At 60.6% G+C, this 18,729-nt stretch carries 13 protein-coding genes; 8 read left to right on the forward strand and 5 right to left on the reverse strand.

Features of this window, described 5'->3' with window-relative positions; genetic code table 11:
• Nucleotides 1-130 precede the first annotated feature (130 nt).
• From V8689_RS00190 to V8689_RS00205, 4 genes are all read left to right on the forward strand, one after another.
• Nucleotides 131-3,004 carry an EAL domain-containing protein gene (locus V8689_RS00190; RefSeq protein ID WP_056790847.1) on the forward strand — a complete coding sequence of 958 codons (2,874 nt, stop codon included), beginning with the start codon at nucleotides 131-133 and terminating at the stop codon, nucleotides 3,002-3,004.
• Nucleotides 3,005-3,166: 162 nt separating this feature from the next.
• Nucleotides 3,167-4,033: a transcriptional regulator HexR gene (gene hexR, locus V8689_RS00195; RefSeq protein WP_003177007.1), complete on the forward strand. Its 867-nt coding sequence runs from the start codon at nucleotides 3,167-3,169 to the stop codon at nucleotides 4,031-4,033.
• Between the two features lie 357 nt (nucleotides 4,034-4,390).
• A protein-coding gene (locus tag V8689_RS00200) for an IS3 family transposase (protein WP_155717239.1) occupies nucleotides 4,391-5,754 on the forward strand; the annotation gives its coding sequence in 2 pieces (ribosomal slippage) (nucleotides 4,391-4,856 and nucleotides 4,856-5,754; 1,365 coding nt in all).
• Nucleotides 5,755-6,230: 476 nt separating this feature from the next.
• On the forward strand, nucleotides 6,231-6,428 hold the full coding sequence (locus V8689_RS00205) for a PA3496 family putative envelope integrity protein (RefSeq protein WP_073526287.1): 198 nt from the start codon (nucleotides 6,231-6,233) through the stop codon (nucleotides 6,426-6,428).
• Here the strand turns inward: V8689_RS00205 and V8689_RS00210 are convergent.
• The gene (locus tag V8689_RS00210) at nucleotides 6,358-7,332 is read right to left on the reverse strand and encodes a LysR family transcriptional regulator (RefSeq protein WP_056785179.1); all 975 of its coding nucleotides are present in this window, start codon (nucleotides 7,330-7,332) and stop codon (nucleotides 6,358-6,360) included. The genes V8689_RS00205 and V8689_RS00210 overlap by 71 nt on opposite strands.
• Nucleotides 7,333-7,526: 194 nt before the next feature.
• On the opposite strand from V8689_RS00210, the gene V8689_RS00215 reads away from it, so the two are divergent.
• Entirely contained in the window at nucleotides 7,527-8,942 is a 1,416-nt protein-coding gene (locus V8689_RS00215; RefSeq protein WP_434520671.1) for an acetyl-CoA carboxylase biotin carboxylase subunit, read from the forward strand.
• Nucleotides 8,943-8,953: 11 nt separating this feature from the next.
• Nucleotides 8,954-10,762, forward strand: coding sequence for a sodium-extruding oxaloacetate decarboxylase subunit alpha (gene oadA, locus V8689_RS00220; protein ID WP_003195730.1), 1,809 nt, complete (start codon nucleotides 8,954-8,956; stop codon nucleotides 10,760-10,762).
• An 84-nt stretch (nucleotides 10,763-10,846) separates the two neighbouring features.
• Here oadA and V8689_RS00225 read toward each other — a convergent pair whose 3' ends face one another.
• Nucleotides 10,847-12,148, reverse strand: a complete 1,302-nt coding sequence (locus tag V8689_RS00225) for an autotransporter outer membrane beta-barrel domain-containing protein (protein ID WP_056785177.1) — start codon at nucleotides 12,146-12,148, stop codon at nucleotides 10,847-10,849.
• Between the two features lie 109 nt (nucleotides 12,149-12,257).
• Entirely contained in the window at nucleotides 12,258-15,224 is a 2,967-nt protein-coding gene (locus V8689_RS00230; protein ID WP_056785173.1) for an autotransporter outer membrane beta-barrel domain-containing protein, read from the reverse strand.
• A 223-nt stretch (nucleotides 15,225-15,447) separates the two neighbouring features.
• Here V8689_RS00230 and V8689_RS00235 point away from each other — a divergent pair, with 223 nt between their 5' ends.
• Together V8689_RS00235 and V8689_RS00240 are read left to right on the forward strand one after the other, a co-directional pair.
• Complete coding sequence (locus tag V8689_RS00235; protein WP_056785171.1) at nucleotides 15,448-16,788, forward strand: type II toxin-antitoxin system HipA family toxin; 1,341 nt, start codon at nucleotides 15,448-15,450, stop codon at nucleotides 16,786-16,788.
• Nucleotides 16,785-17,063, forward strand: coding sequence for a helix-turn-helix domain-containing protein (locus tag V8689_RS00240; RefSeq protein ID WP_056785169.1), 279 nt, complete (start codon nucleotides 16,785-16,787; stop codon nucleotides 17,061-17,063). The genes V8689_RS00235 and V8689_RS00240 overlap by 4 nt, the downstream gene beginning before the upstream one ends.
• Before the next feature lie 3 nt (nucleotides 17,064-17,066).
• Here the strand turns inward: V8689_RS00240 and V8689_RS00245 are convergent, their stop codons facing one another.
• Nucleotides 17,067-17,837: an amino acid ABC transporter permease gene (locus V8689_RS00245; protein WP_014720547.1), complete on the reverse strand. Its 771-nt coding sequence runs from the start codon at nucleotides 17,835-17,837 to the stop codon at nucleotides 17,067-17,069.
• The gene (locus V8689_RS00250) at nucleotides 17,834-18,655 is read right to left on the reverse strand and encodes an ABC transporter substrate-binding protein (RefSeq protein ID WP_034134100.1); all 822 of its coding nucleotides are present in this window, start codon (nucleotides 18,653-18,655) and stop codon (nucleotides 17,834-17,836) included. The genes V8689_RS00245 and V8689_RS00250 overlap by 4 nt, the downstream gene beginning before the upstream one ends.
• Between the last annotated feature and the right edge of the window lie 74 nt (nucleotides 18,656-18,729).

The following is an 18,729-nucleotide window of genomic DNA, read 5'->3' on the forward strand; positions in this document are numbered from 1 at the left end:
CAAGCGGTCTGGGCCAAAGGTTTGCGGCCAATCGCATTAGGTTTTTTATGACGTGCAGCAGTTTGGCCCAGGCGCTTGCTTGTGTATGCTCCGTCGACGTTTCGGGCTCACCATTATAAGAACACCGCCTATGACCCTTAGCACCGACCTGTTTGGCCCTTCGCCGGCCCCCGCACAGGTCATCCGTAAACACTATGCAACCGAAATCGCGGTTGAGCGCACGCGCCTGCTGTATCAGGGTTCGTTGCTGCCGACGCTGCTGATGCTGGTCAATGGCCTGGTCTGCGCCTGGTTGCTCTGGAACCCCGATCAGTACCTGCTGGACAGCGTCTGGCTGCTGTGGCTGCTCGCCCTGGTGGCGATGCGCGTGATCCAAGTGGCGGCCTTTGACTCGGCCATGCCCAGCCGGCAGGCCCAGCCCGTGTGGCGGCGTATGTTCATGCTCGGCTCGGCGATCAGTGGCCTGACCCTCTCCGTTGCGGCCATTGCCCTGGTGCCCACGGACAGCTTCATGCATCAGGCCTGGGTGTTTGGCCTGATTGGCGCCGCCACCTTGTCGGCCAGCGTAGCCTATGCCGTAAGCCTGTGGGCCTACCTGTCGTTTGCCTTGCCGTGCCTGGTGCCGGCCATCGTCTACCTGTTCTGGGATGGCACCCCGCAGCAACAAGGCTGGGGTGTGCTCGGCCTGATCCTGCTGGCGTCCCTGAGCCTGGTCGCGTGGCAGGTCAACCGCCTGATCCAGCGCGGGCTGTTGCGCCGTTTCCAGAACCAGGCCCTGATCGAGCATCTACAGCAGGCGCAGCAACGCAGTGAGCAGTTGAACCTGGAGCTGGTGCGCGAAGTCGAGCAGCGCCGCGAGGTGGAGCAGGACTTGCGTGAAGCCCAGGTCGGCCTGCAAGACCGTGTGGCGCAACGCAGTCAGCAATTGGATGCTGCCAGCCTCGCCTTGAGTAAAAGCGAAGCGCGCCTGGCCATGGCCCTGCAAGCCAGTGAACTGGGCCTGTGGGACTGGAACCTGCAAACCGATGAGGTCCACCACACACAACTCAAGGAGCTGTTCGGCCTGGAGCCCGAATACGTCACGGCGATGCTCAGCCACCTCAAACCGCGCCTGCACCCCGACGATCTGCCCTTGCTCAAGCACGCGCTGGTCGAGCATCTCAAAGGCCGCAGCGAGGACTATCAGGTGGAATACCGGATACGTCATGGCGATGGGCATTGGGTGTGGATCCAAGACCGCGGGCGCGCCGTGGAGCGCACACCCAGTGGCCGGGTCATCCGTATGCTCGGCACGCGCCGTGACATCAGCGCCGCCAAGGCGGTGGAAGAGCAGCAACGTCTGGCCTCGACGGTGTTCGAGGCGGCCAGCGAAGGCATTGTGATCCTCGACCCGAACTATGCGTTGATCGCCGTGAACCAGGCGTTCAGCCGCGTCACCGGTTTCGACATCGACGACATGCTTGGCCGCAACGTCGTGGAACTGCCCTGCAGTCGCGATGCGCGGCGCCACTTCCCGCTGATCCGCCAGGCATTGCTCAGCCACGGCACGTGGCAGGGCGAATTGGTGGAAACGCGCAAGAACGGCGAACTCTACCCGCAATGGCTACAGCTGAACGTGGTGCGCGATGTACGGGGGAGCGTCAGTCATATCGTCGGGTTCTTCGCCGATCTGTCGGCGCGGCGCGAGTCTGAAGAGCGTATGCGCTACCTCACTCACTACGACGAGTTGACCGGCCTGGCCAACCGTTCGCTGTTTCGCGAACGGCTGCGTGAAGCTCACCAGCGCGTGCGCCAAGGCGGGCGCAGCCTCGCGCTGCTGCATATCAACCTCGACCGCTTCAAATTGCTCAATGACAGCCTGGGCCATGAAGTGGCCGACCAACTGCTGCAGAAAATGGCGCGGCGCTTGATCAACGCGCTGCCGGAGGCCGACACCATTGCGCGCCTGTCCGGGGATGAATTCGCCGTGTTGTTTGACGCCTATGGCAACCTATCGAGCCTGGCGCGGGTGGCGACCCGGCTGCTGGCGAAATTGCGCGTGCCGGTGAATGTGGAGGGGCATGAACTGGTGGTCAGCGCCTCGATGGGCGTCAGCCTGTTGCCGGATAACGCGCGGGAAATTTCTGCGTTGGTCAGCCAAGCGAATATGGCGATGCAGCACGCCAAGCACTTGGGCGGGAATAATTTCCAGTTCTTCACCGACAGCCTGCAAGCCAGCACCCTGGAGCGTTTGCAGCTGGAAAACCACCTGCGCAAAGCTATCGACGAGCGTCAGCTCACGGTGTTCTACCAACCCAAGCTGTGCCTGGCCACTGGCAAGCTGAAGGCTGCCGAGGCGTTGGTCCGCTGGGAGCATCCGCAGTGGGGGATGGTGCCGCCGAGTGACTTTATCGGTTTGGCGGAAGAAACCGGCTTGATCGTGCCGTTGGGCGAATTTGTGCTGCGCCAGGCCTGCTGGCAGGCCTGCGAATGGCAGCGCCAGGGGCTGGCGCCGATTCGCGTGTCGGTCAACTTGTCGGTGCATCAGCTGCGCCAGGGCAAGCTGGTCAGCCTGGTGCGCCAAGTGCTGGAAGAAACCGCACTGGACCCGCAGTACCTGGAGCTGGAACTGACCGAAAGCCAGTTGCTCGACAGCGTTGAACATATCATCGCCACCTTCGCGCAATTGCGCGACCTGGGGGTGAAGCTGGCCATCGACGACTTTGGCACCGGTTACTCATCCCTCAGCTACCTCAAGCGCATCCCGGTGGACTACGTAAAGATCGACCAGGCCTTTATTCGTGGGCTTGGCCAGGGACGCGAGGATGCGGCCATCACCCGCGCGATCATCGCCATGGCCCACGGGCTGGCGCTCAAGGTAGTGGCCGAAGGCGTGGAAGATCAGCAGCAGCTGGATTTCCTGCGCGGCGAGCAGTGTGACGAGGTGCAGGGTTACCTGATCAGCCCGCCCATGCGAGCCGAAGGGCTGGCGGATTTGTTACGTAAAAATGCAGATTTTTCTTAACGCAGCGTACGCCGCCTTTATGGCTACATAGCGCCTGCCCGCTGAATCAGAGGGGAGCAGGGCGATTTAGTGATGCATCGAGCGGGCAAAACGACAATTCTTGTAGTATAACTACAAGCTTGCTACATCCCTGGCGCCTGCCAATAACAAGAGTCCTGCCCTTTGAACCTGTTGCAACATATCGCCCAGTCGCGCCACCTGTTACGCAAATCGGAACTCAAGGTTGCCGATCATGTGCTGCTTGACCCTGCGGCCGTGATGCACAGTTCCATGGCCGACCTGGCCCACAGCGTGGGCATCAGCGAGCCGACCATCGTGCGCTTCTGCCGCGCCATTGGTTGCTCCGGGTTTCAGGATCTGAAACTCAAGCTGGCGCAAAGCCTGGCTGCCGGTGCCAGCTTCGGCCAGTTTGCGATCCATGAAGACGACTCCGTCGCCGACTACAGCCTGAAAATCTTCGACACCACCTTGCACACCCTGATGGAAGTGCGTGAGAAGCTCGACCCGGTGGAGCTGCAAAAGGCCGTGACCGCGATGTCCCAGGCCCAGCGCGTCGAGTTCTACGGCTTTGGCGCGTCCGGCGCAGTGGCGGCGGATGCCCAGCACAAGTTCTTCCGCCTGCTGCTGACCGCCGCGGCCTACAGCGACCCGCACATGCAGGCAATGTCGGCGGTAACCTTGAAGCCCACTGACGTGGCCATCTGCATTTCCCAATCGGGTCGTTCCAAAGACCTGTTGATCACCGCCAACCTGGTGCGTGAGAGCGGCGCTTCGCTGATTACCCTGTGCCCGAGCCAGACGCCATTGGCGGAACTGTCCACGGTAAACCTGGCGATCGACGTGCATGAAGACACCGAGATCTACACGCCGCTGACCTCACGCATTGCCCACCTGGTGGTCATCGACGTGCTGGCGATGGGCGTGGCCATGGCCCGTGGCCCGAGCCTGGTCAACCACCTCAAGAGCGTGAAGCGCAGCTTGCGCAGCCTGCGGTTGTCGCCCAAGTCCGTCAAAGCCCTCGACGACTAAGCCTGGGCCATACTTGGTCAAAGTGTGGGAGCTGGCTTGCCTGCGATAGCGGTGGGTCAGTTGATAAGGTGGCGACTGGCAGGCCGCTATCGCAGCATAGGTATCTACATATCTTTGGTGTGACGCTGGACCTGTGGCGAGGGAGCTTGCTCCCGTGACGGACTGACAGCCGACGCTGATCTAACTGACACGCCACGATCCAAATGTGGGAGCTGGCTTGCCTGCGAAGACGGTCTGACAGCCGACGCTGGTGTACCGAGTACATATCCATTTCTGCGGTAACGGCCACTTAGGGTTCCGCCCTGACGTGAACTGACCCCCGAATGTTGGACACCTGCCCCCTCGGGAGAGTGTTCCATGACGAAATACAACCTAGCGCTCAAGCAATCATTGATTGAAGAGTGCCTGTCTGCCAGTAGCATCCATGAGGTGGCCCTTAAGCATGACTTGAGTCCATCGCTCCTGCGACGCTGGGTCAAGGGTTTTGAAAAGCACGGCGCCTCTGGCTTGATCGCCAAGTACAGCCATTACGATGCCGAGTTTAAATTAAAGGTTTTGCAGTGCATCAAACAAGATGGACTGTCGGACCAACAGGCCTGTATACGGTTTGATATCCGTGGTCCAAGTAGTATCAGGCAGTGGCGAAAGCTGTACGATGAAGGCGGTGTAGAAGCACTACAACCGCAGCGTCTTAAAGAGTCCAGTATGCCCCGCAAACCTTCCAGGCAACCCAAAGCAAGTCCTGCTCTTCCTGCGGACGCAGAACTGACCCCTGCACAAATGCTCGCAGAACTGGCTTATCTGCGCGCGGAGAATGCCTATCTAAAAAAGCTCGATGCCTTAATCCAAGCGGATCCCCGTACTGCGCAGCCAAAAAAACGCAGGCCGTCCAAGGATTGAGGCATGAGCATCCACTTGCTCTGTTGCTACGTGCTGCGGCACTGGCACGCAGCACCTTCTATTACCAAAGCAAAACACTGCTAACCGACAAGCATGCCGGCCTTAAAGATCGCATCCGCAGCGTCTATCACGGGCATAAGGGGCGTTACGGCTACCGCCGCATCGCCGCGACCCTTGGAAACAGTGGTGAGTTGATCAATCACAAAAAGGTGTATCGACTGATGCAGGTGATAGGCCTCAAGTCGCTGGTCAAAGTGAAGAAATATCGCTCTTACCGAGGTGCTGAAGGGCTTGTTGCGCCTGATCTACTAAAGCGCGAATTCAAGGCAGAAGCCCCTAACGAGAAATGGGCAACCGACGTGACGGAGTTCAAGGTGAAGGGGCAAAAGCTGTTTCTCTCGCCTCTCATGGATTTGTACAACGGCGAGATCCTGGCTTACCAGATCAACCGACGTCCCGAATTCAGGATGGTTTCGACGATGCTGGAAAAAGCCTTCGGGCGACTGAATCAAGGTGACAAACCGATACTGCACTCCGACCAGGGTTGGCAGTACAGGCAGCCTATCTACCGACACATGCTGGCCGAAAAGAGCATCGAGCAGAGCATGTCGCGCAAGGGTAATTGCTTGGACAATGCCGCCATGGAGAGTTTTTTCGGCACGCTCAAGAGCGAGTTTTTCTATTTGGAGTCATTTGAGAGTGTGGAGCAGTTGGCATCAGGCATAGAGGATTACATCGCCTACTACAACCAAGACCGCATAAGCCTCAGACTAAATGGCTTGAGCCCGGTACAATTTCGGACTCAGGCATTAAATCAATAGCGTCCCCTGTCCAACTTTCGGGGGGCAGTTCAACGGCGGCTCACTTTGCAAAAGCGGCAAAGTAAGCAAAACGCTCTTGCCCCACCACTCGGCACCTCGCTTGGGCTCGGTGTGCCCGAACGCAGGCTTGAATCCGTGGGCCGCCGCCACGCGCCATCCATGGCGCGGGGCGGCTAACCCGGCGTCCTGCCGGGTTACCCACGAATTCAAGCCTGCGTTCGGCCAGCGTGGTTTAACGGGGCGCCTGAGATCAAGATCAAAAGCAGATCAAGAGCGGCTCGCTTCGCATCGTAGTTACCGTCGGCTGCTACAGGCTACAAAGTTGTGTAGATACCTATGGCTATCGCAGGCAAGCCAGCTCCCACATGGGTTTGCGCCATATGCGCAAGATTCATCATCCTGTAACCCCCGCGCCGCCAAACTGTCATCCCCCACGCCCATCCTGTACTCCCCGTACTCGCATTGGGAGACTCCAAATGACCCGGCCCTACGAAGACAGCAACAGCACCGTCAAGACCCGTCGTCAGCAGGAAGACCAGCGCCGCATGGCGTTCCGTCGCGCCATCGAAGACCGTTGCGAGGAGCGCCAGTTGCTCCAGAGCATCAGTGACTACCCGGAACTGCATTGGCAGGCACCCGTGGCTGCCCAGCGAAACGCTCAGCCAGCGCGCTGATCTGCACCCGTTCGCTGCGAATAAAGCCCAGGAACGCATGGGCCACCGGTGACAGGCGTTTAGCCTTGGCCTGCACCAGGCACCAACTGCGGTACAGCGGCAGTTCTTCCACCGGCAGTTCCTTGAGCCCGCCGGTGGCCAGCTCCAGGTTCAAGGCGTGGCGCGTCAGCAGGGCCACGCCCAATCCTGCCGCCACGCACTCACGCTGCGCCTCCGCCGAGGCCACTTCCACCGTCTGGGTGAAGTGCACGCGTTTTTCCTTGAAGTACTCTTCGCAGGCCAGCCGTGTGCCAGAGCCCGGTTCGCGGATGAGCAGGGTGTAAGGCTCCAGGTCCTGCAGGCGCAACGGCCCTTGCAGGCTCAGGGGATGATCCGGCAATGCCACGGCCACAATCGGGTTGTTGAGAAACGGCAGGAACTCCAGGCCCATGTCCTGGGGCACCATGGACATGATCACCAAGTCATCGCGGTTGTCCGAGAGCCGGCGGATCACCTGGGCGCGGTTGACCACCGTGAGCTGCAATTGAACCTCCGGATGCTGGCGCTTGAACGCGGCGAACAGGTGCGGCACGAAATACTTGGCGCTGGACTCCACCGCAAGTTTCAGTTGGCCTTGCAGTGAACCCTGCATATCCGACAGCTGCATATCGAGGTTTTCCAGGCGCCCGAATATATCGCGGCTGGCCCGCTGCAGGGCTTCAGCGGCCTCGGTCATGTAGAGTTTTTTGCCGGCATAGTCGAACAGCGGCTGACCGATCAGCTCTTCCAGCTGGCGAATTTGCAGGCTGACCGCCGGTTGGGTGAGGGACATTTCCTCGGCGGCACGGCTGTAGGAACGCAAATCACACACTTCATTGAAGATCTGCAATTGACGCAATGTCATACGCATCAACGACTTACGCATTTTATAAAGCCTCGGCCCCTTGGTATCTCGGCCAACTATAAGTCTTTACTTATACACAACCCAATAATTATTGATTTTTGTTAATTCTCCTGTGCGCATAGTGTGTGTCTCGCGACTGTCATGAAACATTTGGTCACGCGCCGGCCCGGCTGCAACGGGTCGAAGCACGCAAATCGGCTCAAGGGAATTTCCAAGTGATAAAAAAGATCCTGATCGCCAACCGTGGTGAAATTGCCGTACGAATCGTGCGTGCCTGCGCCGAGATGGGCATTCGCTCGGTCGCGGTTTATTCGGACGCCGACCGCCATGCGTTGCACGTCAAGCGTGCCGACGAAGCTCACAGCATCGGTGCCGAGCCACTGGCCGGTTACTTGAACCCGCGCAAGCTGGTGAACCTGGCGGTGGAAACCGGTTGCGATGCGCTGCACCCCGGCTACGGCTTCCTGTCGGAAAACGCCGAGTTGGCAGACATCTGTGCCGAACGCGGCATCAAGTTTATCGGCCCCTCGGCAGAAGTGATTCGCCGCATGGGCGACAAGACCGAAGCGCGCCGCAGCATGATCAAGGCCGGTGTGCCGGTCACGCCGGGCACCGAAGGCAACGTCGCCGACATCCATGAAGCCCTCACCGAAGGCGACCGCATCGGTTACCCGGTGATGCTCAAGGCCACCTCCGGTGGCGGTGGCCGTGGTATTCGTCGTTGCAACAGTCGCGAAGAACTCGAGCAAGCCTTCCCCCGCGTGATTTCCGAAGCCACCAAGGCCTTCGGTTCGGCGGAAGTGTTCCTGGAAAAATGCATCGTCAATCCCAAGCACATCGAGGCGCAGATCCTCGGTGACAGCTTTGGCAACGTGGTGCACCTGTTCGAGCGTGATTGCTCGATCCAGCGTCGCAACCAGAAGCTGATCGAAATCGCCCCCAGCCCGCAACTGACCCCGGAACAGCGCGCCTACATCGGCGACCTGTCGGTGCGCGCGGCCAAGGCTGTGGGTTACGAGAACGCCGGCACCGTGGAGTTCCTGCTCGCCGAGGGCGAGGTGTACTTCATGGAGATGAACACGCGGGTGCAGGTGGAACACACCATCACCGAAGAAATCACCGGCATCGATATCGTTCGCGAGCAAATCCGCAGCGCCTCCGGCCTGCCGTTGTCGGTCAAGCAGGAAGACATCCAGCACCGGGGTTTCGCGTTGCAGTTTCGTATCAACGCCGAAGACCCGAAGAACAACTTCCTGCCAAGCTTCGGCAAGATCACCCGTTATTACGCCCCCGGCGGCCCCGGCGTGCGTACCGACACGGCGATCTACACCGGCTACACCATCCCACCGTTCTACGACTCCATGTGCCTGAAACTGGTGGTGTGGGCGTTGACCTGGGAAGAAGCCATGGACCGCGGCCTGCGTGCCCTGGACGACATGCGCCTGCAAGGCGTGAAGACCACCGCCGCCTACTACCAGGAAATCCTGCGCAACCCGGAATTCCGTAGCGGCCAGTTCAATACCAGTTTTGTGGAAAGCCACCCTGAGCTGACCAACTACTCGATCAAGCGCAAACCCGAAGAGCTGGCCCTGGCCATCGCCGCCGCCATCGCCGCCCACGCAGGCCTGTGAGGAATATAACAATGAGCAAGAAGATCTTCGTAACCGACACCATCCTGCGCGACGCCCACCAATCGTTGCTGGCCACCCGCATGCGCACCGACGACATGCTGCCCATCTGCGACAAGCTCGACAAAGTCGGCTACTGGTCCCTGGAAGTCTGGGGCGGCGCGACCTTCGACGCCTGTGTGCGCTTCCTCAAGGAAGACCCGTGGGAGCGCCTGCGCCAACTGCGCGCCGCGCTGCCTAACACACGCCTGCAAATGCTGCTACGCGGCCAGAACCTGCTGGGCTACCGCCATTACAGCGACGACGTGGTCAAGGCCTTCGTGGCCAAGGCGGCGGTTAACGGTATCGACGTGTTCCGCATTTTCGATGCAATGAACGACGTGCGTAACCTGCGCGTGGCCATTGAAGCGGTCAAGGCCGCTGGCAAGCATGCCCAGGGCACCATCGCCTACACCACCAGCCCGGTGCATACCGTAGAAGCGTTCGTGGCCCAGGCCAAGCAATTGGAAGCCATGGGCTGCGACTCCATCGCGATCAAGGACATGGCTGGCCTGCTCACGCCCTACGCCACCGGCGAGTTGGTCAAGGCGCTGAAAGCCGAGCAGAACCTGCCGATCTTTATCCACTCCCACGACACCGCCGGCCTGGCCGCGATGTGCCAACTCAAGGCCATCGAAAACGGTGCCGACCACATCGACACGGCCATCTCCAGCTTTGCCTGGGGCACCAGCCATCCGGGCACCGAGTCGATGGTCGCGGCCCTTAAAGGCAGCGAGTTCGACACCGGCCTCGACCTGGAACTGCTGCAAGAGATCGGCCTGTACTTCTATGCCGTACGCAAGAAGTACCACCAGTTCGAGAGCGAATTCACCGCCGTCGACACCCGTGTGCAGGTCAACCAGGTGCCGGGCGGAATGATCTCCAACCTGGCCAACCAGCTCAAAGAGCAGGGCGCTCTGAACCGCATGAGCGAAGTGCTGGCCGAGATCCCGCGAGTGCGTGAAGACCTCGGCTTCCCGCCGTTGGTAACGCCGACCTCGCAGATCGTCGGCACCCAGGCGTTTTTCAACGTGCTGGCCGGTGAGCGCTACAAGACCATCACCAACGAAGTGAAGCTCTATCTGCAAGGCGGTTACGGCAAGGCGCCGGGCACGGTGAATGAAAAACTGCGCCGCCAGGCCATCGGCAGCGAAGACGTGATCGACGTGCGCCCGGCGGATTTGCTCAAGCCGGAAATGACCAAGCTGCGCGGCGAAATCGGCGCACTGGCCAAGTCCGAAGAAGACGTGCTGACCTACGCCATGTTCCCGGACATCGGGCGCAAGTTCCTCGAAGAACGTGACGCCGGCACCTTGGCTCCTGAAGTGCTGTTGCCGATCCCGGAAGCGGGCGGCGTGGCCCGTGCTGGCGGCGAAGGCGTACCGACCGAATTCGTTATCGACGTGCACGGCGAAAGCTACCGCGTGGATATCACCGGTGTCGGCGTGAAGGCCGAAGGCAAGCGTCACTTCTACCTGTCCATCGACGGCATGCCGGAAGAAGTGGTGTTCGAACCGCTCAACGAGTTTGTCAGCAGCGGCGGCAGCAAGCGCAAGCACGCGACCGAACCGGGCCATGTCAGCACGGCGATGCCGGGCAATATCGTCGATGTGCTGGTCAAGGTCGGCGACGTGGTCAAGGCCGGCCAGGCCGTGCTGATTACCGAAGCCATGAAGATGGAAACCGAAGTGCAGGCAGCGATTGCCGGCAAGGTGAGCGCTGTACATGTGGCCAAGGGCGACCGGGTGAACCCTGGCGAAATCCTGATTGAGATCGAAGGCTGATCACAGCCTTCGAGACTAACGTTTAATCCTCGGGGGGGCAGGTGCTCCCCTTTTTTTTCGCCTGAAATTCAGGCGTTCACGGGCTTAGAAACTCATTTTCCACTGGCCCATCAGGCCTTGGTCGTGGCCATGGTTGCCGGCTTGGCTGCTATAGGTCAGGCCGACGCTGTGTTGGGTGGACAAGGCAAGGTCCAGGCCTGCATGCAAGTCAAAGCTATCGCGGTCCAGGGCGGTGCCGGTGATGGTGTACTCGTCGATCAGGCCCGGTGCATAGCGCGAGGTTTGGCGGACCTGGCTGTTGACGTCGCCGTAGAGGTGTTTCCAGCTCGTGCTGAGGTGGGGCGTGAGGCTCATGTTGTTGTCGAAGCGATACAGCGTTGCCAGGCGCAGGCCAAAGGTGCTGTTCAGGTTTCGCTGGGTTTGTGGGCCGACGTTCAATGCGGTTACGCCGCCGCTCTCTTTGAAACGGTCGCGCTGATAGCGTTGGTAGCCAAGGCCGACGAAGGGTTCGACAGTGGAATCACCGCTGCCCAATTGATAGCCGAGTTCGGAGAACAGTGTCTGGCTGCTGGCGTTGTATTTGCTTTTGAGCGAGTCGTGGTAAGTGAGCAGGCTGACGCTGCGTTTGTTCTGCCCGGCATGGTTGCTGTAGATCGCCCCCAGGCGCAGGGCGAAGGGGCCGTCCTGGCGCACGGCGTAGCCGCCCAAGTGCCAGCTGTCCAGTTCGGCGGCATAACGCGGGGCATCGAAGCGGCTGGAGGTCTTGGCGCCCATGACACCCACCCGCCAGGCATGGTCGATCGCCCAGTCGGCGCCCAGCAACAGGCCTTGGGTATCGTGTTTCAAGCCGGCGCTGCCGTGTTGTGGGTCCAGGCTGCCGGCGTTGCCCAGGCCTTGCACCCAGAAGTGGCCGTCGTCGTCAGTAGGCAGCGTGCGCAGGGTGGCGAGCAATTGGCGGCTCAGGTGCTGGGTGGTGGCCTGGGTTGCGGTGGCCAGGTTGGCGTTTTGGCTGGCGGCCAGTTGCTCAAGGGCTGCGCCGATCCCTCCGGGTTGCTTGCTCAATTGCTCAAGTGATTTTTGCAGCTCCTTGAGGTCTTCCGAGTCCAACTCGCCGGAGGCCACCAGTTGAATCACTGCCGGCTCCAGCACCTTGGCGACCTGCAGGCCGTTGTGCGAAGTGGCCTGCTGAGTGAGGAACCCGTCGAAGGGCGGTGGAATGGGCGGCGCTTCGAACTGGGGTATAAATACTCCGCTATAGTCGGCGGCGTCATAGGGATAGCTGCCGTAGGGCTTGTATTCGATATCGCCGCGCGCATGGGCAGGCTGAAAACTGGCGGCCACTGCCAAGCTGATGACGATTGCGATTCTTTGAAGTGTAAAGGGCATGAATTCCCAACCTCTGATGAATGAGGCCGGGAATTTAGGCGAGGTGCAGGGGGATAACTGTCAGTCTATCGACCGCTGATGTGCGGGAGTTGTCTCTAGTACGGTGCGATTAAAAACTCATCTGCCATTGGCCGGTCAGCGCATGGTTACGGCTGTTGCTGCCCACTTCGCCGGTATAGCCCAGGCCCAGGCGATGACGGGCGGATAAACCGACGTCCAGGCCCGCTTCGAGCAACAGGCTGTCGCGGTCCAGGGCGCTGCCTTGCACATTGAAGGCGGTGCCACCGGCCAGGAAAGCCTGGCGTGTGGTGCTGTCGACATCGCCATAGGTGTGCTTCCAGCCAACGCTGGCACGAGGTGTGAGGCTGACGCCGTTGTCCAGCTGGCTCAGGTGCGCCAGGCGCAGGCCGAAGGTGCTGCTGAAGTTGTCCTGGGTCTGGCTCTCGACGTGCAGCGCAGCGGCGCCGCCTTTTTCGTTATAGCCGTCGCGCTGGTAGCGCTGGTAGCCGAGGTTGGCGAACGGTTCTGCGCTCAAGCGACCGCTGCCCAGGGCGTAGCCCAGTTCCGCAAAAGCCTGCTGGCTGCTGGCGTCATAGTCGCCTTTGGGGCGGTCGTTAAAGCCGTTGAAGGCCACCGTGCGTTTACTGTCGCCTTGGTGCCCGCTGTAGGCCGCACCCAGGCGCAACGCCAGTGGGCCGCTCTGGCGCAGGGCATAGACGCCGGCGTGCCAGCTGTCGACGCTGCCGTCCACACCGGTGGTGTCCAGGTCGGTCTTGGAGTAACCGCCCAGCACACCCAGGCGCCAGTCACTATCCAGCGCCCAATCGGCGCCGAGCACTGTGCCTTTGGTGCGTTGGGTCAAGCCGTTGCTGCCGTGCTCGCCATCGAGCTTGCCGTAGCTGCCGATGCCTTGCAGCCACAGGCGGCCACGGGCATTCGGGTCATTGAGGTTGCGCACTTCGGCGGGCACGCCGGTGGCGGCCAGTAACGGCGTGTCTTTGTCATTGAGCCCCACCAGCAGTCCCGCACCGCCGCCCACCTGATGCATGGCGGCGAGCATGCTGTTGCCGACTTGCGCACTGGCATTGAGGGTGGCGCTGGTGAGGTTGGCGGTGCTGCTGCCCGCCAGTTGCTCGATGGCTGCACCGGCTGTGCCGGTGGTGGTATTGAGCAGGGCGTTGTACAGCGGGTTGTTCGTGCCCAGGCCTGCCAGGCTGTTGGCGGCGCTGGCGCCATTGCCGGTGCTGGCGAACTGGTTGAAAGCGATGTCGTTACGGGTGTACGTAAGGCCGACCTGGGTGGGGCTGTAATCCAGGGTTGGGGTCAGGAAGGCGTAGTCGCTGGTGACCTTGCCAAACGTGCCATTGATGCTGCCGGCTTGCAGCACGCTGTAATGGCTTTGCCAGGGGTAGGTGCCTTCGCCGGGGTTGACCGCCAGGGTCGCGCCATTGAGGTAAGCGGTGCCGCCGACCTTGATCGGCGCGCTGCTGCCGTCGGCGTTGACGCCATAGGCCAGGGTCGAGCCGCTGCCCATGCGCAAGTCACGGTTGATGCTGGCGGTGCCCAACGCGGTGTTGGTCTGCAGGGTGCCGTTCACCACCAGGCCGCCCACCGAGCCGCCGCCGGCATACACACCGCCTGTGTCGACCGTCACGTTGCCGGTAATCCCGCCTTGGTTGATCAGCTTGGCACCGCTGGAAATCTCGCCGCCGTCGCTGAAATCACCTTGGCCGGTCAACGTCCAGGTGCCTTGCTTCACGTCCAGCCGTTCGAGGTTGCGGCTGTCGCCAAAAGTGCCGCCTGCGACGTCGTCCAGGGTCAGTCGGTCGTAACCGCTGCCGCCGTCCACCGCGCCGATAAAGCGGCTACCGTTGCGCAAGATCAGATTGTCATCGCCGCCGCCCAAATCCAGGGCCAGGCCATTACTGCCGCTGATGGTGCCGCTGTTGATGACCGTGTCGGCGTAGTTGCCGACGAACTTCACGCCAAAGCCATCCAGGCCCTCAATCGTGCCGTGGTTCTCCAGGGTGGTTGCCGCGAGCCCCGGCCCGTCGCTGCCGTCGTCCACCAGGATGGCATTGTTGGCACCACTGATCAGCGCGCCTTTGGCGTTGTAGATAGCGCCGCCGCCCAGGGCGATCCCTTCGCTGCCGTTGGCGAAGCCGTTCTTGTCGACACCCCCGGCGCCGACACCCTGGATGACGCCGTAGTTTTCGATATGGGCGATCTTGTCGATGTCCACGCCGTCACCGTCGCCATCCGGTTGCAGCCCGGAGAACGCGCCGGTGATGGTGCCGTGGTTGATCACAGTGCCGTCGCCATCGGAACCAAAGCCCGAGCCGTTGCGGCCGATCACCGTGCCGTAGTTGGTCAGCGTGGCGCCCTCATCTGTGGTGATGCCATGGCGGCCACCGGAAATCAGGCCGTAGTTGGTGACCGTCACGCCGCTGGCGGAGTCGATGTCCACGCCATCGAACTTGTCATCGCGGGAGAAGGTGTTGCCGGTGGAGATCTCACCGTAGTTAGTGATAGAGGCGTTGGCGCCGGTCTTCATGCCGTCGCTGGCCTCCCCGCGAATCAAGCCACCGGCACGGTTGATGATCGTGGTAGTGACGTTGCTGCTGCGCAGCGCATCCAGGTCCAGCCCTTGGCCGGTGGCCGAGCGAATGGTGCCGCTGTTGTCGATCAGCACGCTGCCGCTGGCGAAGTTACTGTTGATGCGCAACGCATCATTGGCGCCCTGGATCACCCCGCCGGCAAGGTTGTAAATGCTGTACCTGCGCTCCCCGCTGACACTGCCCGAACTGTCGATACCCCGGCCGCCACTGGAGACCAATTTGCCCGCGTTAGTCACCACCACCCCCGCACCGCGGGTGCCGTCCTTGAGCGTCACCGCTACCCCGGAGGTTGTAATGCTGCCAGGCACCGACGTGGTCAATGTATCACTGCCACCCAAGGTTTGCCCCTGGGTGGTAGGCGTGTCGATCTGTAGGGTTTTGGCTGCGGCTGCTTCGATGAAACCACCGCTGGCCAACAGGGTGATGGCGAGCGCGAGGCGTTGTGGAGACGGGGGCATGCTGGACGACCTTGTTATGGCAAGCGAGTCGACTGGTATAGCGCAAGGTCGTTGCAGGAATGTGTCGCAGTAATGACGGTTAAGCCGTTTGCATTAAATTGCATATTTTCAGCTGTTTTCCTTCGGTATCTGCATTTTAATGCGTATATAAAGGCTCGTCATTCGTAGAATATGCACTATATTGCATGTGTCGCTCCCGTTTCCGCCTCGCAGGTGCACTAAATTGCAGAAAGACACCGCTTACTCTTTGACGCTGCAGATTTTCACCGCCGGGCACTGGCGTGATGCTATGCGACTTGAATTTCCTGAACCGCAAAAGGGTTTTGCCGGGCCCTGCAGGTTTCATTACCGCCAGGATTATCTGGTCGATCACCTCGAAGAGATCCAGCAACCTTTCTGCACCGCTGGCAGTGCCCGGTTCCCGCTGGATTGGGACGTGACAGTGCTCAAGTCAGCCCCCGCTTTTCTGCACGATATCGCGCCAGCCGGCGCGGCCAAGCGTTTTTTGATGCAGCGTCTTGGTCGTGAGAAACCTCAGGCCATCGATGACGATTTGTTCTTGCTGGGGCGCAGTACGCCGGCACCGATTGGCAACATGCGGATCAAGGAGTCCATCCAAGCCCTGGGCGGTGAAACACCGATGGGGTTTGCACGACATGAGGTTGTCAGTCGCGACAGCCGCTTCCTGGAATATGCCTATGAACAAGGTGCTGCCATCGGTGGTGCGACCGGAGCAGGGGGCGAGGCGCCGAAATTATTGATGACCCAAGGTACCGATGGCTTGTTGTACCCAGATGCGATCCTGAATGACGCTGACGTCGCTCAGCACTGGTTCATCAAGTTCGCGCGCAACCAGGCCACGCAGACTGATCAAGATATCCTGCGAAGTGAGTACCACTATTACCGGGCGCTTGAGTCTCTTGGCATCGAAACGGTCGCCACCCAAGGGCTGGCGCTGGAAGAGGCGACAAAACCCAGCCTGTGGATGCATCGTTTTGATCGCAGACTGGGTGAGGGCGGTGTTGAACGGCTGGCCGTCGAGTCGATCTATTCCTTGGCCGGTGTAACCACCCCTGACAGCTACATGGATCATCTGGAGGTGGTGAGGCTGTTGGTCGATCAATGGCGAGCAGTGGGGCAAGAGGCCCAAATCGCAGATCTGGTCGCAGAGTACCTGCGCCGGGATTTGCTGAATAAAGTGCTGGGTAATTCGGATAACCACGGCCGCAATACATCGATCATCCGCGAGCCCAAGGCGCTGCGCCTGGCCCCCCTTTATGACTTGGCGCCCATGGTCATGGATGCTGAAGCAGTCACTCGAACCACCAAATGGCCCAAACCCTTGGAGATCGCCGGGGATATCAATTGGAGAGCGGTATGCGAGGCTCTGGCCGACCTCGTCGACCCCGAGCAAAGCTTTGAACGCCTGCGACAAACAGCCGAGCACCTGCGTGCATTGCCGGATCTTCTGGTGGCCAGTGGCGTGCCCGCTGTGACCTTGAATCACCCCAGCATTCCACTGGGGAAGCTGGACCTGCGCCTGAAACAGTGGGGGTTGAGATGACTACCAGCATGGATGCTCGTGCGTTGTTGATTGACAGCGTCGAACAAGGCTTGGCCGATGGCTCGCTCGAGCTGGGCGCCGCCGTGCGCCGCCTGCGCACCGAAGTGACCGGCCTGCACCAAAGCCAGTTCGCCAGAATGTGCAAAATCTCGGTGCGCACCCTGGTGCATATCGAACATGGTGAGGGCAACCCAACCCTGAAATCGCTGAATGCTGTGTTTCGGCCTTTCGGTTTGCAGATGGGCGTGATCAAGGTGCGGCGCAACAGGCCCTGACCTTCAACCGCGCCGCACGTAGCCCTTGCCGAAATGCCGCTCCATGCGCGCCTGGATCAATTCCAGCCCCAGGGACATCACCCAATAAATGATCGCCGCCGTCGTGAGCATCTCGATATAGCGGTAGCTTGAGCGGCCATAGGACTGCGCCAGAAACATCACTTCCCATACGCCCATCACCGAGATCAGGGAGGAGTCCTTGAGCATCGAGATGAACTGGTTGGTGGCCGGCGGGATGATGGTGCGCATGGCCTGGGGCAGGGTCACGTGCCAGAAAATCGCCCTGTCACGCATGCCCAGGGCCAGCGCAGCCTCGCGTTGACCATGGGGCACGCCGAGGATGCCGGCCCGGAAAATCTCGCTCAGGTAGGCGCCGTAATTCAGCGACAGCGCGATGATCCCGGCGACGATGGCGCCTGGCACCAGCCCCAATTGCGGCAGGCCCAGGTAGATCAACAGGATCTGGATCAGCAGCGGCGTGCCGCGAAAGAACGAGGCGTAGAAACTGGCGATGCCGAACGCCACCGCACTTTTGGACAGGCGCCCCAGCGCGGTGATAAAGCCCAGCACCGATGAGGCGACAATGGCGCATAGGCACAAGAACAGCGTCAGCGCCGCACCTTGCAGGAAACCGTTGGGCGCAAGGTGCAGGCCGACCAGGTTGGGCAGCTTGTCGAGGATGATCGAGAACTTCAGGTCAAAGCTCAGGAAGAAACTCGCAAACAGGGCGAACAGTGCCGCCCAGGTCAGGTAAAGCCGTAGGCGAAAACTCATCGGCTGATATCGGCGCCGATCCATTTTTGCGACAGCGCGCTCAAGGTGCCGTCCTGCTTGAGCTGGGCGAAGACCTCACGCACTTTGCTGTCCCACTGCGGATCGCCTTTCTCGATGGCCACCGAGTTGGGCTCCGAGTACAGCGGCGCACCGGCGAGCTTGAAACGCTTGTCCTGGCTCAGGCGCGGCTGCGCGGTGACCAGGTTGGTGAGGATTGCATCCAGGCGCACGCCAGCACCCAGGCCCAGGTCCTGGAATGCCACATTGTCGGTGTCGTACGGGGCGATCTGCACCTCCTCGAATGGGTACTGCAATTGCGTGTCTTCGGCGCCTTCGATCACCAGGTTCTTGTTCAGGTAGCTTTCGTAGCTGGAGGCGCTGGTGAGGCCGACTTTCTTGCCGCTCAGGTCCCGGGCTTCGTGGATGCGATCATCCTTGGCATTGACCACGATCACGGCCGGCGAAGCGTAGTATTCCACCGGGAAGTCGAACACCTCAGCGCGTGCCTTGCTTGGGGTCATGGAGCAGATGCAGATGTCGTAGCGCCCGCTCCAGCGGCCGGCGGCGATCACGTCCCAGGACGGGGTTTCAAGGCGCAACTTCACGCCCAGTTTTTGCGCCACGGCCTTGGCCACGTCCACGTCGAAACCGTCGAGCTGGTTCTGGTCATTGAGAAATGAAAACGGCGGGTAGCTTTCCATCAGCACGCCGACCAGCTCTTTTTTCTGCTCGACACGATCCAGCGTGGCACCGCCAAAGGCTTGGGTTGAAGCAGCCAACATCGTCAGGCCCAGGGCCAACAGCGGTCTGAATTTCAAAATCGAACACCCGAATAAAAAAGAGGTTGTTATTAACCGAACGGTACGCATTAAATAGTTATAAGAACGACTCT

Origin of the sequence: Pseudomonas sp. AK181 (assembly GCF_051122975.1) — a bacterium.
GTDB lineage: Bacteria > Pseudomonadota > Gammaproteobacteria > Pseudomonadales > Pseudomonadaceae > Aquipseudomonas > Aquipseudomonas lactis.

Excerpts from the sequence above, each read along its gene's own strand:
- V8689_RS00190 (WP_056790847.1), top strand. The coding sequence starts at position 131 with ATGACCCTTAGCACCGACCTGTTTGGCCCTTCGCCGGCCCCCGCACAG.
- V8689_RS00205 (WP_073526287.1), top strand. The coding sequence starts at position 6,231 with ATGACCCGGCCCTACGAAGACAGCAACAGCACCGTCAAGACCCGTCGT.
- V8689_RS00210 (WP_056785179.1), bottom strand. The coding sequence starts at position 7,332 with ATGCGTAAGTCGTTGATGCGTATGACATTGCGTCAATTGCAGATCTTC.
- oadA (WP_003195730.1), top strand. The coding sequence starts at position 8,954 with ATGAGCAAGAAGATCTTCGTAACCGACACCATCCTGCGCGACGCCCAC.
- V8689_RS00225 (WP_056785177.1), bottom strand. The coding sequence starts at position 12,148 with ATGCCCTTTACACTTCAAAGAATCGCAATCGTCATCAGCTTGGCAGTG.
- V8689_RS00230 (WP_056785173.1), bottom strand. The coding sequence starts at position 15,224 with ATGCCCCCGTCTCCACAACGCCTCGCGCTCGCCATCACCCTGTTGGCC.
- V8689_RS00240 (WP_056785169.1), top strand. The coding sequence starts at position 16,785 with ATGACTACCAGCATGGATGCTCGTGCGTTGTTGATTGACAGCGTCGAA.
- V8689_RS00245 (WP_014720547.1), bottom strand. The coding sequence starts at position 17,837 with ATGAGTTTTCGCCTACGGCTTTACCTGACCTGGGCGGCACTGTTCGCC.